Origin of the sequence: Corynebacterium sp. HMSC055G02 (genome assembly GCF_001809065.1) — a bacterium.
GTDB classification, from domain to species: domain Bacteria; phylum Actinomycetota; class Actinomycetes; order Mycobacteriales; family Mycobacteriaceae; genus Corynebacterium; species Corynebacterium jeikeium_D.
In genome coordinates this window covers 154,438-175,165 of sequence record NZ_KV795659.1, presented here as the reverse complement: position 1 = coordinate 175,165, position 20,728 = coordinate 154,438, and the positions used below count along the sequence as shown (strand labels likewise).

Annotated in this window: 19 protein-coding genes; 4 read left to right on the top strand and 15 right to left on the bottom strand. The window is 59.1% G+C overall.

Annotated elements, in window-relative coordinates:
• Positions 1-50: 50 nt before the first annotated feature.
• The 5 genes from HMPREF2547_RS07195 to HMPREF2547_RS07175 form a co-directional block, all read right to left on the bottom strand.
• Entirely contained in the window at positions 51-722 is a 672-nt protein-coding gene (locus HMPREF2547_RS07195; RefSeq protein WP_038626765.1) for a TrmH family RNA methyltransferase, read from the bottom strand.
• Positions 709-1,554: a lysoplasmalogenase family protein gene (locus HMPREF2547_RS07190; RefSeq protein WP_016421548.1), complete on the bottom strand. Its 846-nt coding sequence runs from the start codon at positions 1,552-1,554 to the stop codon at positions 709-711. The genes HMPREF2547_RS07195 and HMPREF2547_RS07190 overlap by 14 nt, the downstream gene beginning before the upstream one ends.
• A 98-nt stretch (positions 1,555-1,652) precedes the next feature.
• The gene (gene pyrE / locus HMPREF2547_RS07185; RefSeq protein ID WP_049169851.1) at positions 1,653-2,213 is read right to left on the bottom strand and encodes an orotate phosphoribosyltransferase; all 561 of its coding nucleotides are present in this window, start codon (positions 2,211-2,213) and stop codon (positions 1,653-1,655) included.
• Positions 2,214-2,264: 51 nt separating this feature from the next.
• Entirely contained in the window at positions 2,265-4,301 is a 2,037-nt protein-coding gene (locus HMPREF2547_RS07180) for a type III secretion system chaperone family protein (protein ID WP_070605332.1), read from the bottom strand.
• Between the two features lie 188 nt (positions 4,302-4,489).
• A complete protein-coding gene (locus HMPREF2547_RS07175) occupies positions 4,490-5,320 on the bottom strand; it encodes a sulfurtransferase (protein ID WP_016421551.1) in 831 nt (276 codons plus the stop codon).
• Positions 5,321-5,390: 70 nt separating this feature from the next.
• Here HMPREF2547_RS07175 and HMPREF2547_RS10905 point away from each other — a divergent pair, with 70 nt between their 5' ends.
• Positions 5,391-5,558 carry a hypothetical protein gene (locus HMPREF2547_RS10905; RefSeq protein WP_187401481.1) on the top strand — a complete coding sequence of 56 codons (168 nt, stop codon included), beginning with the start codon at positions 5,391-5,393 and terminating at the stop codon, positions 5,556-5,558.
• A gap of 24 nt (positions 5,559-5,582) precedes the next feature.
• Here the strand turns inward: HMPREF2547_RS10905 and HMPREF2547_RS07170 are convergent, their stop codons facing one another.
• From HMPREF2547_RS07170 to clpB, 3 genes are all read right to left on the bottom strand, one after another.
• Positions 5,583-7,121 (bottom strand): HNH endonuclease signature motif containing protein, encoded by a 1,539-nt coding sequence (locus tag HMPREF2547_RS07170; RefSeq protein ID WP_049169846.1) that lies wholly within the window; start codon positions 7,119-7,121, stop codon positions 5,583-5,585.
• Between the two features lie 225 nt (positions 7,122-7,346).
• Entirely contained in the window at positions 7,347-7,994 is a 648-nt protein-coding gene (locus HMPREF2547_RS07165; protein ID WP_070605329.1) for a GNAT family N-acetyltransferase, read from the bottom strand.
• Positions 7,995-8,180: 186 nt separating this feature from the next.
• The gene (gene clpB / locus HMPREF2547_RS07160; RefSeq protein ID WP_070605325.1) at positions 8,181-10,760 is read right to left on the bottom strand and encodes an ATP-dependent chaperone ClpB; all 2,580 of its coding nucleotides are present in this window, start codon (positions 10,758-10,760) and stop codon (positions 8,181-8,183) included.
• Positions 10,761-11,120: 360 nt separating this feature from the next.
• On the opposite strand from clpB, the gene HMPREF2547_RS07155 reads away from it, so the two are divergent.
• Entirely contained in the window at positions 11,121-12,008 is an 888-nt protein-coding gene (locus HMPREF2547_RS07155) for a fructose bisphosphate aldolase (RefSeq protein ID WP_038626781.1), read from the top strand.
• A gap of 131 nt (positions 12,009-12,139) precedes the next feature.
• On the opposite strand, the gene HMPREF2547_RS07150 is transcribed toward HMPREF2547_RS07155, so the two are convergent.
• The 3 genes from HMPREF2547_RS07150 to HMPREF2547_RS07140 all read right to left on the bottom strand — a co-directional run bounded on the left by HMPREF2547_RS07150 (position 12,140) and on the right by HMPREF2547_RS07140 (position 14,427).
• The gene (locus HMPREF2547_RS07150) at positions 12,140-12,778 is read right to left on the bottom strand and encodes a DedA family protein (protein WP_016421557.1); all 639 of its coding nucleotides are present in this window, start codon (positions 12,776-12,778) and stop codon (positions 12,140-12,142) included.
• 83 nt (positions 12,779-12,861) lie between these two features.
• Entirely contained in the window at positions 12,862-13,479 is a 618-nt protein-coding gene (locus HMPREF2547_RS07145; RefSeq protein ID WP_016421558.1) for a trimeric intracellular cation channel family protein, read from the bottom strand.
• A 99-nt stretch (positions 13,480-13,578) separates the two neighbouring features.
• Positions 13,579-14,427, bottom strand: a complete 849-nt coding sequence (locus tag HMPREF2547_RS07140; protein ID WP_049193760.1) for a carbon-nitrogen hydrolase family protein — start codon at positions 14,425-14,427, stop codon at positions 13,579-13,581.
• Positions 14,428-14,570: 143 nt separating this feature from the next.
• On the opposite strand from HMPREF2547_RS07140, the gene HMPREF2547_RS07135 reads away from it, so the two are divergent.
• Together HMPREF2547_RS07135 and HMPREF2547_RS07130 are read left to right on the top strand one after the other, a co-directional pair.
• Positions 14,571-14,888 carry a hypothetical protein gene (locus HMPREF2547_RS07135; protein WP_016421560.1) on the top strand — a complete coding sequence of 106 codons (318 nt, stop codon included), beginning with the start codon at positions 14,571-14,573 and terminating at the stop codon, positions 14,886-14,888.
• Positions 14,876-16,438, top strand: coding sequence for an alpha/beta hydrolase (locus HMPREF2547_RS07130; protein ID WP_070605323.1), 1,563 nt, complete (start codon positions 14,876-14,878; stop codon positions 16,436-16,438). The genes HMPREF2547_RS07135 and HMPREF2547_RS07130 overlap by 13 nt, the downstream gene beginning before the upstream one ends.
• Positions 16,439-16,546: 108 nt before the next feature.
• Here HMPREF2547_RS07130 and HMPREF2547_RS07125 read toward each other — a convergent pair whose 3' ends face one another.
• Genes HMPREF2547_RS07125 through dnaK form a run of 4 tightly spaced genes read right to left on the bottom strand, consistent with a single transcriptional unit; the run spans position 16,547 to position 20,645 of the window.
• Positions 16,547-16,957 carry a heat shock protein transcriptional repressor HspR gene (locus tag HMPREF2547_RS07125; RefSeq protein ID WP_016421562.1) on the bottom strand — a complete coding sequence of 137 codons (411 nt, stop codon included), beginning with the start codon at positions 16,955-16,957 and terminating at the stop codon, positions 16,547-16,549.
• Positions 16,957-18,153 (bottom strand): molecular chaperone DnaJ, encoded by a 1,197-nt coding sequence (dnaJ, locus tag HMPREF2547_RS07120; protein ID WP_005511752.1) that lies wholly within the window; start codon positions 18,151-18,153, stop codon positions 16,957-16,959. The genes HMPREF2547_RS07125 and dnaJ overlap by 1 nt, the downstream gene beginning before the upstream one ends.
• A gap of 60 nt (positions 18,154-18,213) precedes the next feature.
• A complete protein-coding gene (grpE, locus tag HMPREF2547_RS07115) occupies positions 18,214-18,801 on the bottom strand; it encodes a nucleotide exchange factor GrpE (RefSeq protein WP_016421563.1) in 588 nt (195 codons plus the stop codon).
• Between the two features lie 2 nt (positions 18,802-18,803).
• A complete protein-coding gene (gene dnaK / locus HMPREF2547_RS07110) occupies positions 18,804-20,645 on the bottom strand; it encodes a molecular chaperone DnaK (protein WP_048734453.1) in 1,842 nt (613 codons plus the stop codon).
• Positions 20,646-20,728: the final 83 nt, after the last annotated feature.

Sequence of the window (20,728 nt, the reverse complement as noted above, 5' to 3'; positions counted from 1 at the left end):
TGCGAAACAGCTCTAAAACAGCCTTCGAAATAAAACACCTAAGCAGACAATTACCAGGCCGCGGTGATATCTGCATGAGTACGAATCCAAGAGTGCATGGCAATACCCGCCGCTACCCCCGCATTTATCGAACGCGTCGAGCCAAATTGGGCAATCGACACCGTCAAATCCGCCGCCTGCTGTGCTTCTTCAGTCACTCCCGGCCCCTCCTGGCCGAAGAGCAAAAGACAACGCTCGGGCAACTCAACGGTTTCGATGGGTACGGAGCCCGGCACATTGTCCACGGCCACGACAGCCAAATCATGCTCGCGCGCCCAGCTAATGACCTCCGACACCGTCTCGTGGTGCAGCAAGTGCTGGTAGCGGTCAGTCACCATCGCGCCGCGACGATTCCAACGCTTGCGCCCCACGATGTGCACGGCCTCCACCAGGAAGGCATTTGCGGTGCGTACCACGGTGCCAATGTTGGAGTCATTCTCAAAATTCTCGATGGCGATATGCAACGGATGACGACGCTTATCCAGCTCCGCGACGATAGCCTCCATCGTCCAGTAGCGGTAGGCATCGACGACATTACGTCGGTCGCCCTCATCCAGAAGCTGCTCATCGTATTCTGGGCCGGTCGGCCGGGGTTCGTTCGGGTGCTCCTGCTCCCACGGCCCCACCCCGACACGAGCCTCAAACCATTCCGTCGGCCCCTTCCCGGGCTCAGGCGCGGTCAAGAGCCAACAGCCCCTCGACCAGGAACAACTGCGCCACGGTGTAGGTGTCCATCACTGCCGCATTCAGAAGCTTGCCGACGACGCCCTCCTCCGCAAACATCTTTCGAGCCATCAGTAGCGTGTCGGAGACGAGGAACAGGTTGCCACCGTGGCCGAGGCCGTAGGCGGCATCGGCAATCGGCAGGCCGGTCTGCTCATCAGTACCGACAGCACCGGCACCCTCCAGCAGCGCCGGGTCATCGGCCAGTGCGGAGGTCACAGCCAGCAGCGGACCGTAGCCAACAGCAGCGGGCAGCGCCTCGGGCTTTACAGCACCGACCAGCGGTACCGAACCAGCCCACAGTGGGAAGCGAATGGCAGCACGCAGCGCGCTAATCCGAGCTCCGGCACGCCACAGCAGCACGTGGTAGGCAACCTGGTTAACTGCGAACGGCACAGAACCGCGGTTCAGGTTCGGCTTATTCGGCATGAGAATCAAGTCGCCCAGCCAACCGCCGGCGAGGCCGATGAGCAGGGTGGTCGTCGTAAAGCGAGACGTCTCGTGGCGACGGCGCCAAACATTGGCCGCCAACAGTGGCATGAGGACAGTCTTGGAAACTCGACGTGGAGTCTCCCAGCCGAAGGCACTGGAGACAACGTTGACCGCACTGGCGGCGATATAGCCGGCACGTTCTGGGGCACGGCGGGTGTCGGAGCTTGCGCTGGCGATACCGACGAGTGCGCCGAGGCCCTCGCCCGTGCGACGCACAAACATGTCAGCGACGGTTTCCTTGGTGCCGGGAAGTTTGGTCGTGGTGAGCTTGGACAGGAGTCCTGCGCGCTTGGTGGTCATGGGGATGTTCCTCTTTCGTGGGACTGCGTTGGGGCGGTGAGCTGGGTGAGGCTCGGCGAGCAGGGTGAGGCTCGGCGATAGCTCTAGCGCTCAGATTCTTAGGCCAGACCCAAGTCATCCAAACCGAGCAGGTAACGGTAGTCCAGGCCTTCAGCCTTGATGACCTCGTCGGCGCCCGTCGCGCGGTCAACCACCGTGGCGACACCGACAACCTCAGCACCGGCCTCACGTAGTGCAGCGACGGCAGTCAGCGGCGAGTTGCCCGTGGTGGTGGTGTCCTCCACAACCAGGACCTTCTTGCCTACAATGTCCGGTCCCTCGATGCGGCGCTGCATGCCGTGCTTCTTGGCTTCCTTACGCACCACAAAGGCATCAATTGGACGCCCTTCGGCGTGCATGACAGAGGTAGCCACCGGATCCGCGCCAAGCGTCAGACCACCGACGTGCGCGTAGTCCCAGTCTCCAGTGAGCTCTCGTAGCAGAGAACCAATCAGACGCGAGGCCTCATGATGTAGAGTGGCGCGGCGCAGGTCAACGTAGTAATCAGCCTCACGTCCAGACGACAGCGTGACCTTGCCATGAACAACCGCCAGCTCCTTGACCAGCTCGGCCAAACGCTGCAGCTTCTCCTGATTGACATTGCTCGTGTGGATGCTCATCTGAGGTTGTCTCCTAAATAAACGACTGTGTGCTCAAGGATATGTCTGGTTCTACTCGTCCGCGGAATCAGGGGTTACGCCCTTGTCCTCGGACATAGATTCGGTGGGGTCGTCGCTGCTGTCGAGGTCTGGGGCGGCGTCGGTAAAAATACTGGCGGGCTTCACATTTGATCGCACCACACGCCCCTGGCTCGAGCGCATCCGGCTATGTTCGGGGTCCTCCCCAAGCGCAGGAATCTGCTGGCCAGAATCTCCAATGTCCTCCGACTCGCCAACGTTTGCACCCATCTTTCGTGCCGTCGACCGCGAAGGCAGCGCCGTCGGATCCAGCGGTATATCCCGCGTAGGGCGCCACGACGAACCGTCAATCGCCTGCACCACCGTGGGTTGTGCATTGCTTTGCGACGGCCACTGCGAATCATCCGTGGTTGCATCCGCGGTAGCAGCGGACGAGGACGAAGGAGAATCTGCGTAAACAATTTCCTCAACGTCCAGCGGCTCTTCACCCTTGCTATTCTGCGCGCTGTGACTCTGGGCATGCCCGTTCTGTGAGCTGTGATCCTGCGATTCGTGGTTAGCAGAACCGTTGCGACGCTGATCTGGTACCGCGTGCAAGTGCCCACGCCCGGTTCCATCCGAAATCAAGGAACCAGAGTCAACGGACTGCTCGGTGAGCTGCAAACGAGTGGGATCCCACTGATTAGTGTCCGGAGCGACGGTTTCGCCTTCCGCCGGTGGCAACCTGCGCGCAATGTCGGAGAAGTCCGACAGCGATGCCAGTGCACCGTCCCAGTCCTCTGGCACTGAATTATCAATCAGCTGAGCCAAGGACCAGGAGTTTTCGGACCACATGCGGGTAATGGCCGGGTGTACGTCGGCAAGCATGCGGGTTGCACGGTCGTCGAAGATGCGATGAATGAGCTCTGGGTCGGTAGCTGCGACTACCAGGCCGGCTTCGGTAGCTACGTGAGGCAGCGTCGTGCCGCCGCTGCGGCGCAACTCGAAAACCTCATCGCTGGATACAGAGCGGCGGATGGCGATGGTGGTGATGCCGCCGACATCGGCGAGGTGCATTTCCCGGCCAAAGGCGAAACCGGAGACCACGGCCTTGGCATCGCCGTCCGGCGTACGCTGCCAGTACGACGGCAGCTCATGGTCCACACGGTTATAGACAGAATTACGTTCCTGCGCCCAGGCCTTCCGCAAGTGACGCACACGGCGACCGCTGATACGTCGACGGATAGGGGCCACTGATTGCTGCTGAGCGCGCTGCGGTTGCGCGGGCTGGGTGGGCTCAGTGTGCGGGGTGGCCTGGGTGGCCTGGGTGCGCGCCGCACGATCGGATGATTGCGGCACTTCGTCAGTCTCGGCATTTTCGCCGGCTGCAGCCCGGAATTCTGTACCCCCAACAGTTCCAGTGCGAGCGTCAGCAGCGGTGGTGCTGTCGGCCCCTGTGGCAACGGCATCGCCCACTAAACCTGTCTCGGGCTCATCCGCGGTATCGGTATCTTCAGCAGTCACCGACTCGGCTGGCTCCGCGCCAGGCCCTGCTCCAGATTCTGTGCCAGACTCCGCGCCGCTTCGGAGAGTCACGTCCGTTCCCGCATTCAGATCAGCTGCTGCTTCCGATGTTTCGGCAGCACCCGCGTCTTCTGTTGCTTCGGGCATTTCAGCAGTGGCCGCCGGCTCGATTCCCGAGACAGATTCAGGCTCCGTCGGTGTCTTTTCTACAGCTGAAGTCCCCAGTTCTGTCGTCGAAACCTCAGTTTCAGAATCAACTTCAGCGGCGCTATCAGTCTCAGCGGCAACCTCAGAGTGAGAGTCAGCATCAGCTGCGATATTCGGTCTCGCCACAGAAGCTGTCTCGGAGCTTCCTTGCTCTGAAGAATCCGGCAGTTCGGGCACAACATCTTCTGCCGCCACACCGGTTACTTCGCCGGTGAAGTCCGAGGGCTCGTCGTAAAGCGATGGCGATGACGGAGACGCCACAGCAGTCTCACTTATGCTGCGACGGCGGCGGTCGACAACGAACAGCGCGACTGCGGCGATGATGAGAATCGCTGCGAGGGTGAATACTAGGGGAATCATTAATCTCCTAGCTTAAGCCAGAAGCAGTTCTATTTGGTCAGCGACAAGATGCCGTCCCCCGTCTGGCGCAATGCCAATGCCCGAGGAGAGAGCGTACGGGACTCTCTAGGACGGTAAAGGGCGAGGGGCAAAAGCCACATGGACGGCACATCAAGGGCCCCGGGGCGGTCGCCCTGGCCCGGGCCCGCTTAGAAGCGGACGATAGGCAGGCTCGGATCGCCAGCCCACTGGGACCAGCCGCCGACATACAGAGCGGCGCCCGTGATGCCCGCTTCTTCCATAGCCTGAATGAACAGCGAGGAATGAAGACCGGAACCGGAGTAGACCGCTACATTGCGACCGTCTTCGATACCGACGGAGGCAAAGCGCTCACGGAGCTGCTCAACAGGCAGGAAGGAGCCGTCGGCATTTTGCAGACTGCGAGCCGCCAGGTTCACGGCACCCGGGATGTGACCTGCCTGCAGATCGACGCGCTCACTACGACCTTCAAAACGGCTGGGCTCACGCGCATCCACCAAAATTCCACGCTCAGACCAGGTGCGCACGTCATCGAGGCTGGCAACAGGCATATTGCCTTCACTCACTGCAATCGTTCCAGGCCGCGGCAGATTTCCGGGCCCGAAGGCAGTCTCGTTTCCATCTGCTTCCCAAGCAGCTAGCCCACCGGTGAGGACACGCACATTCTCCAAACCTGCCCAGCGCAGAATCCACCAAGCACGTGACGCGAACAGTCCATCGCCCGCGTCGTAGACGATCACCAGATGCTCCGAGCGGACTCCCCATCGACGGACGGCATCGCGCACACGCTCGATATCCGGCAACGGGTTGCGACCAGCTTCTCGGCTTGGAACACCTGCTAGGTCCAACTCGGGATCACAGAACACGGCCAGTGGGATGTGAGCCGTGGCGTAGGAGTCATATGGTTTTTTAGCACGCGACCAGCGTGCGTCAACGACGACGATGCGACCGCCGCCGGCAATCTTGTCACGAAGCTCTTGTACCGAGATGGATGTTGTCATAATTCCGGATTCTAAATCGATTGACTTGGTAGCGCGATATGTACGTTATTAAAACTAGGAGCTTGGGAAGGTGTCTGAAGATGCTGCCCACATGGCCGTTTTCATCTCAGGCACCGGCCATGGAATCGGCTGTGCCACCGCAGAAAAACTACTGCACTATGCCGCCAGCGTCGGCACCCCTTTTCTTAACCGCTTCATTAACGCAAAGCTGACTACGAAACGGAAGATCAACCTCTAAGCCAGGCCCCGCCTCCCAATCCGACTACCCACCGGGATCCTGTCCCGTCCCACCATTGCCATCCGCTGTGTCCCTCGTCCGTTTCTCTCGCGCTTTACGACGCAACCAGCGCCCCGGGCTATCGAACGTATCGGGGTCCTCATTGGATTCCGCTTTCCGGTTTCCTTCCTCGTCTTTCGGGGGCACCCAGACCACACGATCAGTAGAGGCCGGCTCACACTCCCCGCTAACCCCGTCCCCTTCGTCAGTTCCTAGAATCTCCGGCACCTCATCCGGCCGGAGCGTCCACCAAGCATTTTCATCACATCGAGCATCATCGATCTTTCGATGCGTACCCGGATCCACCAACGTGAGATTATCCAGGTCAGTGCCACCACCGGAAGCCCACGACTGCACATGGTGAACATCGCACATAGCTCCCGGAGTGCCCATGCCCGGCGCGGAGGAACCTCCTTCCTCTCCAAGAAGGGCCAGATACTGCGGCAAAGTCCCCAGCCTGCGGGATCGACCAAAGTACAAGGTCTGCCCCTCATTCCCCAAGACTTGGAGGAACGAATTTCTATCGACCATCTGTTGCACGGCCTGACTAATGGAAATTCGCACTCCCGCGTCTGAGACCGCTTTACCCGATCCAGGAAGTACAAAATCTTCCCCCTCAGGCAGGGAGACTCCAGCTAACGCTGCCACATCTGCGATATGCGCGACGGTGACCACCGATGTCGTCCCCCGCGCCGGCTGAAGCTCACCGCCCGGTTGAAAGCCCCCATTCACCGCCGCTTCCACGGCATCATGGAAACGCTGCTCCGGATTCCGCTGGTCATCGGCACCTTCTTCGAGCAACCCGCCAGGTCGCGCATAATCTGCCTGCAGCCTTTTGAGCACCGCCGCAAACGAAGGCGTAACCACACCGCTCAACCGGCTCATGCCATCCGGCCCTTGAGCACCGATTTTTAGGCTTCGTTTCCGAGCACGGTCCTCATCCGTATACGGGTCATCAACCCCCAGCATCGCCCGCAGACGGTTCGGCAATTTATTGAGATCATCAACACGGATTTTGTCCACTAAATCTGCAATGTGCTTGTCCAGCAGCCTAGACAGCTGTGCATGCTCCGTTGCCGGCAGCTCGCGAACGGCTTTGTCAATCTTCGCAACAGCATCCGCACCGACAACACCTTCCTCAACTTTCTGACGAAGGTTCGGCATTCGCACATCCTCATTCGCCGGAGCAAACGGATCAACATTCCTACTCAGACGTCCGACGACATTGATACGCTGCCTCGCTTCTGCTCGCGAGATTCGCATCTCCTGCGCTAGCCACGCGATCCTTCGGTGCTCCGCGCTGGGCATCCGCCCTTTCATTGTCTCCACATAAGTCGCATCAATTACTGCGAGTCGTTTTCGCGCTTTCTCAATCGACTTATATGCGTCGTGCGCATGATCCGGTGCAAGTACTTCGAAGTTCTCCACGATGACTGTCGACAGAGCTTCAAACTGCGCAACCGCATCTAAAACCTGCGATGTCGAAAGCGGTCCACCGCCGTTTGACGCCGATGGTGTAGACATTTCCCCACCCCCCTTTTAAAACGCTAGCAATCCGAATCCCCAAATGGACTAACTAATTTCCCTCCCCCACATTATCGCACACCCATTCGACACCCGACAACCCCCTAATTCAACTTTTTCGAACCTTTTTCCGAAACGCTGCCACGCTCCTGACCTAAACACCCCACCACCCGCGCAGTCCCTCACCACCCGCGCAGCCCCCACCAAAAACTGCACGCCGAAACCCTAAAACCGCACCACCATCACGTCATGGTCCGGGAAGCTCGAGCGTCCCACTAGCTCAAACCCCGCCTTCACATAAGCTTTCGCCGCCCGCGGATTGGCATCATGGACAGCCAGACTAACCCCCGGGTACCCCAGCTCACGCGCATACTCAAGGAGCCCCGCAATCATCGGCTGCGACAGCCTGCGCCCAACAACACCTGGACGCAGCGCAATCGCTACCTCAGGAATCCCATTTTCCACGAAACCGTACCCCGGTCCGTCCTGCGTAAACGTACGCAGCCAGGCCGCCCCCACCGGCACTTCGTAGCTCTCGTGCTCTTCGCTTGACGACGAATCCCCGCGCTCCAACCATTCCGCCTTAATGGCGGCCGCACTGTAAGTAGCCTCGCGAGAAACCCTCGGTTCAAATGGATCAGTGCGGGTCATGTCGCTACTGAGCGACTCGAGGTCAGCGTCGTCAAGCGAAGTGGCGAAAAGGATAACCCCGCCCTGACTCGCGTCCCACTGGTCGACGTATTGACGCCTCGTGACTACATAATCTTCCGGCAGTGGCTGACTTTCATCTCCGAACGTTTCCGTTAGTTCGTCCATCCAGGCAATGAAGGGGAGGTCGGAGTCTGTCGCTGGTCGCCACTGAAAGTTAGTCATATTTGCGCACTATACCGGCGCACTCCAGACTGACCGGAATGCAACAAGCCCACACGGTCGGTCACAAGACACATAAGTCCGGACAATAAAAGCACAAAAAAGGGGCGGTTCAGGAGAAAACTCTCCCAAACCGCCCCAACAAACAGACAGCCTGCTGTGCAGTTATCACCCTGAGTATCAGGCGCCCTAGACTCGGGCTACGCCATCCTCGTCATAGCCGACAACCTTCAGCGACTCGCCATCGTCAGCAACCGTGACCTCTACGCGGTCACCATCGCGAACATCACCGGCGAGCAGTCGACGTGCCAGCTCATCGCCGATTGCCTTCTGCACCAAGCGACGCAACGGACGGGCGCCGTAGGCCGGGTCGTAGCCGCGCTCCGACAGCCAATCCAGTGCCTCATCGGAGACATCCAGCACCAGACGACGTGCCTCCAGGCGTTCTGCCAGGTTACGGACCTGAATGTCCACAATGCCGCGCAGCTGCTCGGAGGTCAGCGGATCGAAGATCACCACATCATCGAGACGGTTGATGAACTCCGGCTTGAAGGCCATCTTGACCGCATCCATGATCTGCTCATGCGTACCACCAGCACCGAGGTTGGAGGTCAGAATCAGAATCGTGTTTCGGAAGTCCACGGTTCGGCCCTGACCATCGGTCAGGCGACCCTCATCGAGCACCTGCAGGAGCACATCGAACACGTCCGGGTGAGCCTTCTCGACCTCGTCGAAAAGCACGACGGTGTACGGACGGCGACGAACAGCCTCGGTGAGCTGACCGCCAGCGTCGTAGCCGACGTATCCAGGAGGAGCACCAATCAGACGAGCGACAGAGTGCTTCTCGCCGTACTCGGACATATCGATGCGCACCATCGCACGCTCATCGTCGAAGAGGAACTCCGCCAGCGCCTTGGCCAGCTCTGTCTTACCAACGCCAGTTGGACCGAGGAACAGGAAGGAACCAGTCGGACGGTTCGGATCGGCAACACCCGCACGCGAACGGCGGACAGCATCGGAGACAGCCTCCACAGCGGCAGTCTGACCAACAACGCGACGGCCGAGGTTAAGCTCCATTTCGAGCAGCTTCTCGGTCTCACCCTGCATCATCTTGCCAGCCGGGATACCCGTCCAGGCGGAGACAACTTCAGCGACTTCCTGAGGCGTGACCTCCTCCTTGAGCATGGAGTTTTCCTCTGCGTCAGCGACCGATTCCTCGGCGGCCTCCAGCTTCTTCTCCAACTCAGGGATGCGTCCGTAACGCAGCTCTGCGACGCGCCCGTAGTCACCTTCGCGCTCAGCCTTTTCGGACTCAGTGCGCAGGGCATCGAGCTCTTCGCGGACGGAGCGGACATCATCAATCGAGGACTTCTCGTTCTGCCAGCGAGTCTTCAGAGCGTTGAGCTTCTCGCGCTCATCTGCAAGTTCCTCACGGAGCTTGTCCAGGCGTTCCTTCGACGCGATGTCAGTTTCCTTCTCCAGGGCCATTTCCTCGATTTCGAGGCGGCGCACGATGCGTTCCGCGGAGTCGATTTCCTCCGGCGAGGAGTCAATCTCCATACGCAGACGCGATGCGGCCTCATCAACCAGGTCGATAGCCTTATCCGGCAGGAAGCGGGATGTGATGTAGCGGTCCGACAGCGTTGCTGCAGCCACCAGCGCGGAGTCCTGGATGCGAACACCGTGGTGGACCTCGTAGCGCTCCTTCAGACCACGCAGAATACCAATGGCGTCCTCAACGCTCGGCTCACCGACAAAGACCTGCTGGAAACGACGCTCCAGCGCAGCATCCTTCTCGATGTACTTGCGGTACTCATCCAGGGTCGTCGCACCGACCAGACGCAGCTCACCACGAGCCAGCATCGGCTTGATCATATTGCCCGCATCCATCGAGCCATCACCCGTGGCGCCAGCGCCAACGATGGTGTGAATCTCATCGATGAAGGTAATAATCTGACCGTCGGATTCCTTAATCTCGTCCAGAACCGCCTTCAGGCGCTCCTCGAACTCACCGCGATACTTCGCACCGGCGACCATAGAGCCCAAATCCAGGCTCATCAGCGTCTTGCCCTTCAGAGATTCCGGCACATCACCTGCAACAATGCGTCGTGCCAGCCCCTCTACAATGGCCGTCTTACCAACGCCCGGCTCACCAATGAGCACCGGATTGTTCTTGGTACGACGACTCAAGACCTGTACCACGCGACGAATCTCCGCATCGCGGCCAATAACTGGGTCAATCTTGCCCTCACGTGCCCGCGCGGTTAAGTCCGTCGCATACTTTTCCAGAGCCTGGTACTGCTCTTCTGGATTCTCCGTTGTTACCTTCCTCGATCCACGCACACTAGTCAGCGCACCCTTTAACGCCTCGGCAGTAGCACCCGCCGACTGCAGCACAGTTGCCGCCTCCGACTGGCCAGTTGCCACACCGATAAGCAGAATTTCCGTGGAAACGTACTCGTCTCCCAGCTCCCCCGCCAGCTCCTCGGCGGCGTTCAGAGCATTAACGGCGTCCCTATTAAACTGTGGGTTCGCCATATTCGCCCCGCTTGCCGACGGGTACCCCGCGACCAACTCCTTAGCGCGGGTCAAAACCCCGGAAGGATTAACGCCCGCTGCTTCAAGCAGTGGAGCCGCAATACCCCCCTTTTGCTCCAGCAGTGCTACCAGAATGTGCCCAGGCCGGATATCCGGGTTACCCGCGCTGGTCGCGGCCTTCATAGCTTCCTGGAGAACTTCTCCAGTCTTAGTTGTTGGTGTAAAACTCATAACTTGCGCCCCTTTGGCTCAACTTTGTCATTCACTACCCATAACGCATTCAACCTTGAGTCTGTTCCACTCAACTTCAAGTTTTTCAATTTCCCGACCGTGATTCACACCACACCTATAGCAAAAAGGATTGAGCTCGGCAGCGTCGTTAAGCGTAGTAGCACGCCGGAAAGCACTAGAAAACGTTGGAAAGCTCCAGAAACCACGTGCGAACACACTCCGACACACCGCCCGACGTCCTCACCAGCACACTCCCGCCGGATTCAACTTCCCCCATGTGAGTGATGGGTGGACAGCGCACTCATACTGTTTTGGTTACCCTGGTAGGTGACATTCCTTCATTCTCACGAAAGGACTCGAATGAACATCGAGCAGGCACGTCAGATGACTGAGGGCAAAGGCTTCATCGCCGCTCTCGACCAGTCCGGTGGATCTACCCCGAAGGCTCTGCGCCTGTACGGCATCAACGAGGATCAGTACTCGAACGAAGATGAAATGTTCGACCTGGTTCACGAGATGCGTACCCGCATCATCACTTCCCCGTCCTTCAACTCTGAGCAGATTATTGGCGCGATTCTCTTCGAGCAGACAATGGATCGCGACATCGAGGGAATCCCGACCGCTCAGTACCTGTGGGAAAAGAAGGGCATCGTCCCGTTCCTGAAGACTGACAAGGGCCTGGCAGACAAGGAAAACGGCGTTCAGCTTATGAAGCCGTGCCCGGGCCTGGATGAGCTGCTGGAGCGCGCTGTCGCTAAGGGCATCTTCGGTACCAAGATGCGTTCCTTCATTGCTGAGGCAAACGAAGAGGGCATCAAGGCCAACATTGCTCAGCAGTTCGAGTTCGGCAAGCAGGTTCTGTCCCACGGTCTGGTTCCGATCCTGGAGCCGGAGGTCGACATCAACGCTGCTGACAAGGCAGAGGCTGAGGACATCGTCCTGCGCGAGCTGCTCGCTGGCCTGGATGACCTGGCTGATGACCAGAAGGTCATGATCAAGGTTTCCATCCCAACCAAGGATGACCTGTACAAGCCGCTGATTGAGCACCCGAAGGTCATGCGCGTTGTCGCCCTGTCCGGTGGCTACGAGCGCGAGGACGCCAACGAGCGCCTGTCCCGCAACCACGGCATGATTGCTTCCTTCTCCCGTGCACTGTCTGAGGGCCTGTCCGCTCAGCAGTCCGACGAAGAGTTCAACGCAACTATGGCTGAGTCCGTCAAGGGCATCTACGAGGCTTCGATTTCCTAATCGTCCGTGCTGTGCATCTGCGCTTGTGCGCACCTCTAGGTAGTCGCTAGCGCAATTAAAAACTCCCGCACCAGGTTTTCTTGGTGCGGGAGTTTTTCTGTCGGCGCCTCTGCCCTTACGACAGCACCGTCCTACACCGAGCGCTTCGCAACAGCTGCTTTACGACGCGCATTCACACCACCAATGACAACCGGTAGCACGGAAATTGCAATGACCAGCAACATGATCTTGTCGATGGAACTGGTGATTCCCGGAATGTTGCCCAGCAGCACACCAACAGCGACCATACTGGCGACCCAGCCAATCGCACCGGTGACATTCCAGCCGATGAACTTTCCGTAGGGCATATTCGCAGTGCCCGCCGCCAGCGGAACGTAGGTGCGCACAATGGGAACAAATCGCCCCAGCACCAACGACAGTGGTCCGTACTTGGCAAAGAACTTCTCGGCCGCTTCCAGCCGATTAGTTCGGAGCACCTTGGCATTGTCGCTGAACAGTTTGCGGCCGAAGGAGTGGCCTAAGAAGTAACCGACTTGATCACCCAGCACCGCGGCAATAATACCGATAACCAGCACCTGCCAGGTGTGGACATCTAGCTCTGACCTTAAGACGGCAGCAGTGACCAACAGCGAGTCACCGGGCAGAAAAGGAAAGAGCACACCGGACTCAATAAAGATGATGAGTCCAAGCCCCGCAAGCACCCAAGGGCCAAACCCCTGGAGTAGAGCTTCGGGGTCTCCGATACCGGAGAGGAATCCAGAAAAATCCATAACGGCAATCTTTTCAGCAACAACTATCGATTCTGCTGAGCTAATTAGAGTATTTTGCTGAGAGTTTTTCTGGGTACTGTGTTTTAATCGCGCCCCTGATAGTCAAATACCGGCAGCGACCAGCCACGCCAAAGCGCCGCTAGTCGAATGAACAGTGCGGACAGCACCGCACAGATGATGTTGATGTTCTCGTGCAGGCCAACCATGTCGAGCACGTAGTAAAGCGTCGCCGCGACGACTGCGATGGAGGCATAGAGCTCCTTTTGAAACACCAGCGGGACGCGGTCACACATCAGGTCGCGGAGCACACCTCCAAACGCACCGGTAAGAACGGCGCCGACAATAGCGATGATGACGCCGTGCCCCATTTCCATGGCCACGCGGGCACCAATGATGGAAAACGCCGACAAACCGATTGCGTCAGCGACCAAGAACACGACCCGGAAGTGCTTCATCAGGAAGTCGGCCAACAGCACCGTGATCAGTGCTGCACCGACAATAACCAGCAAATACTGTGGGCTTGCAACCCACACCAACGGATAGTGACCGAGAATGACATCGCGCAGGGTACCGCCGCCGATAGCAGTCATGCACGCAATTGTTGAAACTCCAAAGAGATCCATGCGCATTCGACCGGCCGCTAGTGCGCCGGTGACGCCTTCGGCCGTAATTCCGATGACCCAGAGGATGTGGAGCAGCATGATAAGAAATATAAAGGACTTCGCCCGAATCGGTAGAACTATAGGCTAATATCCCGCAATCTTCGCCCCCTCGACTCGGCCCGCTTCATTGCTTCCCGGCTAGCCCTGATCGCGAATTTCCAGCACCGGAATCGAGCGACGAATCCGCTCCACCTCCGCTATATCCACATCGGCCACAAGCAACTGCGGGTCGTAGCCCGCCGAGGCAATAACTCCGCCGTCCGCATTGACCAACATGGAGTGCCCCGCGCCGGTCGGCCCCTCATCTTTCCCCGCGGCCTTCGCCCCACCAGGCCGGGCTGCATCGACTGCCGCAATCACACAAGTGCTATCCAGTGCGCGTGCCGACACCAGCGTCTGCCACTGCCTTACCTTGCCCGGGCCGTCATTCCACGATGCAGGCAGCGCGATGACCTCTGCGCCCAGGTTGGCCAGTTGAATGAATTGCTCCGGGAACCTGATGTCAAAGCATGTCGCAAGACCGAGGGCGACCGACGATCCGTCGGCAAGCGGGACATCACAGACCACGTGCGCGTTGCCCGGCGCGACAGTATCCGATTCGCGAAACCCAAAAGCGTCGAAGAGGTGGAGTTTGTCGTAGAACTCGACACCGGGGCCGTCCTCATCACGCCAAGCCAGAAGCAGCGAATTGAAGACGCGGTGCATCGTCTTACCGTCGCGCTCCACTTCATCTGCCGGCCGGAACATGCCGACCACCACGCTGATTCCGGCATCGTGAGCGGCCTGCGAGACCTCCGCTACGAACCTATCGCTGCTGGACTCCGCCACGACATCCAGGCGACCGGAATTGAACGCCTTCATCGTGGCCTCGGGGAAAACCACCAAATCGGCGTTGTCCTGTGCTGCCCGCGCGATAGTCACCTTCACCGCGTCCAGATTCTCTTCAACCGACGCTGACAATTCCAACTGAGCCAATGCAATACGCATGCCTAAATGCTACCGACTACCCCGGATTGACCGCCCTGAAGTTATCCACAGCGCGGCTTCCTGCGTTGCTTCCGCTCAGAGTTATCCACAGTTCGCTGAAGATGGTCTTCCGCTGCCTTTCGCCACCCAGCAGAATCAAAAACATGGCCGAACACATCACAGTCAACCCAGCTCAACTATCCGCCTTAAGCCGTTCCTACCAGCAGATTTCCACTCGTATTGATGGTCTTTCCACCATCGTCGCAGCTGCCCCGGGAAGCGCCGAGCTCACCTCTGCCCTGCCCGGCTCACGGATCGTCCCCGCTGCCTCCACTACCTGTGGGAAGTGGTCGGAATCATTGCTTGCTGCGTGCACAAACATCGACGTTATTGCGCAGGCTGCCGATGCCCTCGCTGTCAGCGCTCTCGCGCACGAGCATGACCAGTCCGCCGCCTTGGAAAAGCTGTCATGGTCACGGTAGGCGAAGCGCTGCTGTGGCGTGTGGATTCGCTGGAGACGCTTGCCCGGGCACTGCGTTCCGGGGCGCGCGCCCTCACCGATTCCGCCGACAGTTCCCAGGCCGCACTCAACGCGCTTTCAGAGGATGACTTCGCCGGCGACAATCGCAGCGCCGCCGAGGTTTCTGTCACTCACAGCTCCACGCGTCTGCGCCGGAGCAGCGTCGCGCTCGAACGTCTCGCCGCCTGCTGCAGCGACACCGCCGCCATGCTTAACGACGTCATCCGCGAACTTACCGCCGCGGTAAACCAGGCAACCAACCTGGGGTTTCAGGTGAACCTGGTTTCTGGTGCGGTGACTCCGCCGGAGGGCATGCTGTCTGCGATTGCGCGCAGCCTCGTTCATCCCAAAATTCCTTCCGGGCCTTTCACCATGGCCGAATGGCGTGCAACCTCGCAGCTTCGGATTCAGTCGGCTTTGGCTGAACTCAACCGACTCGATGAGAAGGCGGCGGGCGCAATATCAGCTCTTTCACCACTGGTGGCAAGCGAAGTTAGCGGCTCGGGTAGATTGCAGCCATCACAGGCTGGCAGTGGTACTGGCAACCCTGCTGACAGAGGGCTTGACGGTGGTTGGGACTTGGAAGTTGGGAGCGGATTGACTGGGGCGTATTCGAGTAGACCGCTATCGGAGATAGACGCTGCCATGTCCGCTCGCGCCCGGGCTTTGGGGCTGCCTCCTGGACAACTATTGGAGTCCTCGCCTGGACATTCTGCGATTGCGTTCGGTGACGTTGAGCGAGCATCGACTGTGATTACTCTCGTCCCCGGCACCAGCTCTAGCGCGGAGGACGCTAGCAGGCAGTTCGAGCGCGTAGCCGCGACCTTCCACGCCGCCGGTGAAGATCCGGAGGATGTGGCGGTGGTGTTGTTTTCCTATGACGCGCCGCCCGACCTCCGTGAGGCCATACGCACCGAGTATCACAATTTTGCCGCTGAGCGCCTGCAGCACTTGCAAGCTGGTTTGATTGAGCGTTCCGGTGGCGTCGATAGTGGTGACACTGCGATCGCCGGTGGCCTTACTAGCCACGGCACGTCTTCTACTCAGCGGCACGTTGTCGCCGGCTATAGCTATGGGGCGACGGTGGTCTCGCAGGCTTCCCTTGGTAGTGGCCTCTACGCGGATAGGGTGCTGCTCATAGCTCCGCCAGGCGTTGGCCCCGGACTGGAGCGCGCAAACGACATGAAACTACTCAAGCCGGACGGCACAGTCCGACCCGAAAATGAGAATAGCCACCGTGTGGCAGTGGCGACGTCCCCGATGGACCCCATTCGTATTCCTGCCGAACTGGGGATTCATGGGAAAAACCCAGCGGATAAGGATTTCGGCGCGTACACACTCAACCTGAGTGAGCATGGCCTGTCCATGCGAGATTTGACCGATTTCATGGTCACTCCCGTGCAGGATATTCCTCAAAAGTATCGGCACGTTCAGGGCAACCCGCACATCGAACACTACTTTGACGACGAAGTTTTCACCCGCGAGACCAACCGGTGGCTAACTGACAGCTGACCGGCGTCTCAGATCGGCGGTTGCGAATCCACGGCCCAAATTAACAAGCCAAAAGAAAACGGACTAACCAGGCGACGCTGGTTAGTCCGTTCACTCAGCCGTGTGGGATTACCTTTCCCCACCGCGGTTGTCTTTGTGCCGGCGTCGTGTGCGCGGCTCCCACATCACCACTGCCGTAGAGCGTGGGACGTGAACCAGTTCGCCTCGCGAACGACGAGCCTGTGCCTTTGCTTGATAGAGCTGCTCTCGCAGTTCTGCATTTTCCTGCTCAAGCGAATCCACCCGCTCAGTCAGGTCGATGATGGCCTTAATACCGGCCAGGTTGACGCCGTCTTCCTGACTCAGACGCTGAATCTCACGCAGCAGCGCCACATCGCGTTTGGTGTAGCGCCGACCTCCGCCGGAGGTTCGCTGCGGAGTTACCAACCCGAGTCGGTCATAATTACGCAGCGTCTGCGCATGCATGCCCGCGAGATTCGCGGCTACGGATATGACATAGACCTCAGTGTTGTCGGACATTATTTCGCACCTGCCCAACCCTCACGAGGATTGAACCCACTGGCACGTTCCGCTTCGACGTAGGAACGCAATGCCGAAGTGGCATTGTCGTCCAAATTGGTCGGCACCTTCACACGCACGGTTACCAACAGGTCACCCGGAGTGCCATTGCGCTTCGGGATTCCTCGACCGCGCACACGCAGTGTTCGGCCATCGGCTGTGCCAGCCGGGACACGCACGCGAATCTTGTCACCCAACGTCGGCACAGTAATAGTGCCGCCGAGCGCGAGCTCGCCGAAGCTCACGGGCACCGTGACCTCAAGGTCGTTGCCGCTGCGGGTGAAGACTTCATCCGGACGAACGTGAACGGTGACAAAGAGATCACCGGCCGGACGCCCCCGCAGTCCCGCTTCACCTTGGCCCGCAAGACGGACCTTCTGGCCGTCCACCACACCAGCGGGGACGCGAACGGTGATGGTACGACGGCGGGTGGTCACACCGGTGCCGTTACACTGCGAGCAAGGGTTCTCGATACGAGTGCCCTGGCCACCACAGTCCGCACACGGACTGGAGAAGCCGAAGGCCCCCTTTTGCTCCTTGACATATCCCGAACCATGACAGGTGGTACACGTCACCGGTGAGGTTCCCGGCGCTGCACCCGAACCATTGCAGTTCGTGCATGGCGACGGGTTGGTGAGCTGCAGCGGGATGGTGACACCTTGGGCAGCCTCGCGGAAATCGAGCGTAATCTCTGTCTCCACATCCGCACCACGGCGGGCCTTCTGCCGCCCGGCAGCACCAGCGCCACCATTGCGGTTTACGAAGCCGCCCAGGAAATCACCTAGGCCACCTGCACCACCAGCATTGCCACCGAATCCGGCACCTCCGCCGAAGAGATCCGACACGTCGAAGTCGAATCCACGTGCACCGGCAGCACCGGCTCCGCCGGCACCTGCGGCACCGGGGAATCGGAAACCACCTGCGAGAGCTGCACGCAGCTCATCGTATTCGCGGCGCTTGTCCTCGTCACCGACCACCGAGTATGCCTCGGAGATTCGCTTGAACTTATCTTCAGCGGCCTTGTTACCCGGGTTCTTATCCGGGTGGTTCTCCCGGGCTAACTTGCGGTAGGCCTTTTTAATCTCGTCGAGTGACGCAGACTTAGAGACGCCCAAGTCAGCGTAATAGTCCTTATCTGCCCATTCCCGTTGAGTCATGGTGCATCTCCTCCTTTCAGAAAAACTAATTCAAAGAAATCTGCGTCACTTGTGTCTCCGCTACTGCGGATCGCCGATGATTACCATCGCCGTACGAATGACACGGTCATTAATTCGGTAGCCCTTGCGCAGCACATTGGCTAGAACCTTGTCATCCCCTTCAGAGAGATCCTGGACAGCCTCGTGGATGTCCGGGTTGAACTCCTCTCCTGCGGCACCAAATTCCTCAACACCCTGTGCGGTCAGCACGCCACGGAATTTATCCGCGAAAGCCTTCAGCGGCGTGCCGTCTGCCAAGTCGCCGTGCTCTTCAGCCCGGTCGAGGTCATCAGCCAAAACCAGCAGTTCTCCAGCCAGCTTTGCCTTCGCCTGTACGCGCTCGGCTTCACGGTCTCGGTCAACTCGACGACGGTAGTTTGCGAACTCCGCCGACAGGCGCTGCAGGTCCTCCGTGCGCTCATCCAACTCACGCTGGATGGCTGCAACTGGGTCTGCAGCTTCCTCCGCGGCGGTGTCGCCGGCGGCACCTTCGGTCGCCGGCTCCACGTCGTCGTCAAGCTTGGCCTGCTCGAAGACCTCGTTGACCTGATCGGCCAGGTTGGCCGGCTCCTCCGGGGTGGGCTGGTTTCCCTGATCCTGGTCAGTCATTCTTACTTGTCCTTCTCGTCCTCGTCGACGACCTCAGCGTCAACGACGTTGTCGTCAGCGTCAGCGGCCTCAGCACCCTCGGCTGCGGTTGCACCCTCAGCTGCCTGAGCCTCGTAGATAGCCTTACCCATCTCCTGGCTCTCGGTGGACAGCTTCTCGACGGCGGACTTGATGGCCTCGATGTCGGAGCCCTTCAGAGCCTCGTCGACTTCCTTGGCGGCCTCTTCAACGCGGTCGCGGATGTCCTGGGAAACCTTGTCCTCGTTCTCCGATGCGAACTTGCGGGTCTGGTAAGCCATGGACTCAGCCGAGTTGCGGACTTCCTGCTCCTCGCGGCGCTTCTTGTCCTCGTCAGCGTGCTTCTCAGCGTCCTTGATCATCTGGTCGATCTCCTCCTTGGAGAGGCCGGAGCCGTCCTGGATGGTGATCGTGTTTTCCTTACCAGTGCCCTTGTCCTTAGCGGTGACGTGGACAATGCCGTTGGCGTCGATGTCGAAGGTGACCTCAATCTGCGGGACACCACGCGGTGCCGGAGCGATACCGCCCAGCTCGAAAGAGCCCAGCAGCTTGTTAGCTGCAGCCATCTCACGCTCGCCCTGGAAGACCTGAATCTGAACGCTCGGCTGGTTGTCTTCAGCAGTGGTGAAGGTCTCCGAACGCTTGGTCGGGATAGTGGTGTTGCGTTCGATCAGCTTGGTCATGACACCGCCCTTGGTCTCAATACCCAGCGACAGCGGGGTGACGTCGAGCAGCAGCACGTCCTTGACCTCACCGCGCAGAACGCCGGCCTGCAGAGCAGCACCAACTGCGACAACCTCGTCCGGGTTAACGCCCTTGTTCGGCTCACGACCACCGGTCAGTTCCTTGACCAGCTCGGAGACTGCCGGCATACGGGTGGAACCACCGACCAGCACGACGTGGTCAATGTCGGAAACCGAAACATCAGCGTCAGCAATGACCTGCTGGAACGGCTTACGAGTGCGGTCAAGCAAATCAGAGGTGATGCGCTGGAACTCAGTACGGGACAGGGTCTCGTCCAGGAACAGCGGGTTCTTGTCAGCATCAACGGTGATGTACGGCAGGTTGATAGATGCCTGCTGCGAGGAGGACAGCTCAATCTTGGCCTTCTCAGCAGCCTCACGCAGACGCTGCAGAGCCATCTTGTCCTTGGTCAGGTCAATGCCGTTGCTGGACTGGAACTTCTCAACCAACCAGTCAACGATGCGCTGATCCCAGTCATCGCCACCGAGCTTGTTGTCACCAGCAGTTGCGCGAACCTCAACAACACCGTCGCCGATCTCCAGCAGGGAGACGTCGAAGGTACCGCCACCGAGGTCGAAGACCAGAATGGTCTGCTCCTTGTCGGACTTCTCCAGACCGTAAGCAAGTGCAGCAGCAGTCGGCTCATTGACAATGCGCAGGACGTTCAGGCCAGCAATCTGACCCGCTTCCTTGGTTGCCTGACGCTCAGCGTCGTTGAAGTAAGCCGGAACGGTAATAACCGCATCAGTGACGTCGTCACCCAGGTAAGACTCAGCGTCGCGCTTCAGCTTCATCAGCGTACGAGCGGAAATCTCCTGCGGAGTGTACTTCTTGTCATCAATCTCGATGCTCCAGTCAGTACCCATGTGGCGCTTGACCGAACGAATAGTGCGATCAACGTTAGTGACAGCCTGGTTCTTAGCGGACTGGCCAACCAGGACCTCACCATTCTTTGCAAATGCAACCACCGACGGAGTGGTGCGCGAACCCTCAGCGTTCGCAATCACCTGAGCCTCGCCGCCCTCGAGGACGGAGACACAGGAGTTCGTCGTACCCAAGTCAATACCAACAGCGCGTCCCATGATGAACACCTTTCTAGAAGAGTAAAAGAATTGCCCTTAAGTCTTACGCGCTCAAGTCTGCATTGCCGTAGAAAATCTGTCAA

Bases quoted from the DNA above. Each gene is read 5' to 3' on its own strand.
- HMPREF2547_RS07125 (WP_016421562.1), bottom strand. From the start codon at position 16,957: ATGTCCGACAACACTGAGGTCTATGTCATATCCGTAGCCGCGAATCTC.
- HMPREF2547_RS07190 (WP_016421548.1), bottom strand. From the start codon at position 1,554: ATGACCACCAAGCGCGCAGGACTCCTGTCCAAGCTCACCACGACCAAA.
- HMPREF2547_RS07170 (WP_049169846.1), bottom strand. From the start codon at position 7,121: ATGTCTACACCATCGGCGTCAAACGGCGGTGGACCGCTTTCGACATCG.
- HMPREF2547_RS07155 (WP_038626781.1), top strand. From the start codon at position 11,121: ATGAACATCGAGCAGGCACGTCAGATGACTGAGGGCAAAGGCTTCATC.
- dnaK (WP_048734453.1), bottom strand. From the start codon at position 20,645: ATGGGACGCGCTGTTGGTATTGACTTGGGTACGACGAACTCCTGTGTC.
- HMPREF2547_RS07140 (WP_049193760.1), bottom strand. From the start codon at position 14,427: ATGCGTATTGCATTGGCTCAGTTGGAATTGTCAGCGTCGGTTGAAGAG.
- HMPREF2547_RS07135 (WP_016421560.1), top strand. From the start codon at position 14,571: ATGGCCGAACACATCACAGTCAACCCAGCTCAACTATCCGCCTTAAGC.
- clpB (WP_070605325.1), bottom strand. From the start codon at position 10,760: ATGAGTTTTACACCAACAACTAAGACTGGAGAAGTTCTCCAGGAAGCT.
- HMPREF2547_RS07150 (WP_016421557.1), bottom strand. From the start codon at position 12,778: ATGGATTTTTCTGGATTCCTCTCCGGTATCGGAGACCCCGAAGCTCTA.
- HMPREF2547_RS07180 (WP_070605332.1), bottom strand. From the start codon at position 4,301: ATGATTCCCCTAGTATTCACCCTCGCAGCGATTCTCATCATCGCCGCA.
- HMPREF2547_RS07145 (WP_016421558.1), bottom strand. From the start codon at position 13,479: ATGCTGCTCCACATCCTCTGGGTCATCGGAATTACGGCCGAAGGCGTC.
- pyrE (WP_049169851.1), bottom strand. From the start codon at position 2,213: ATGAGCATCCACACGAGCAATGTCAATCAGGAGAAGCTGCAGCGTTTG.
- HMPREF2547_RS07175 (WP_016421551.1), bottom strand. From the start codon at position 5,320: ATGACAACATCCATCTCGGTACAAGAGCTTCGTGACAAGATTGCCGGC.
- HMPREF2547_RS07130 (WP_070605323.1), top strand. From the start codon at position 14,876: ATGGTCACGGTAGGCGAAGCGCTGCTGTGGCGTGTGGATTCGCTGGAG.
- dnaJ (WP_005511752.1), bottom strand. From the start codon at position 18,153: ATGACTCAACGGGAATGGGCAGATAAGGACTATTACGCTGACTTGGGC.
- HMPREF2547_RS07165 (WP_070605329.1), bottom strand. From the start codon at position 7,994: ATGACTAACTTTCAGTGGCGACCAGCGACAGACTCCGACCTCCCCTTC.
- grpE (WP_016421563.1), bottom strand. From the start codon at position 18,801: ATGACTGACCAGGATCAGGGAAACCAGCCCACCCCGGAGGAGCCGGCC.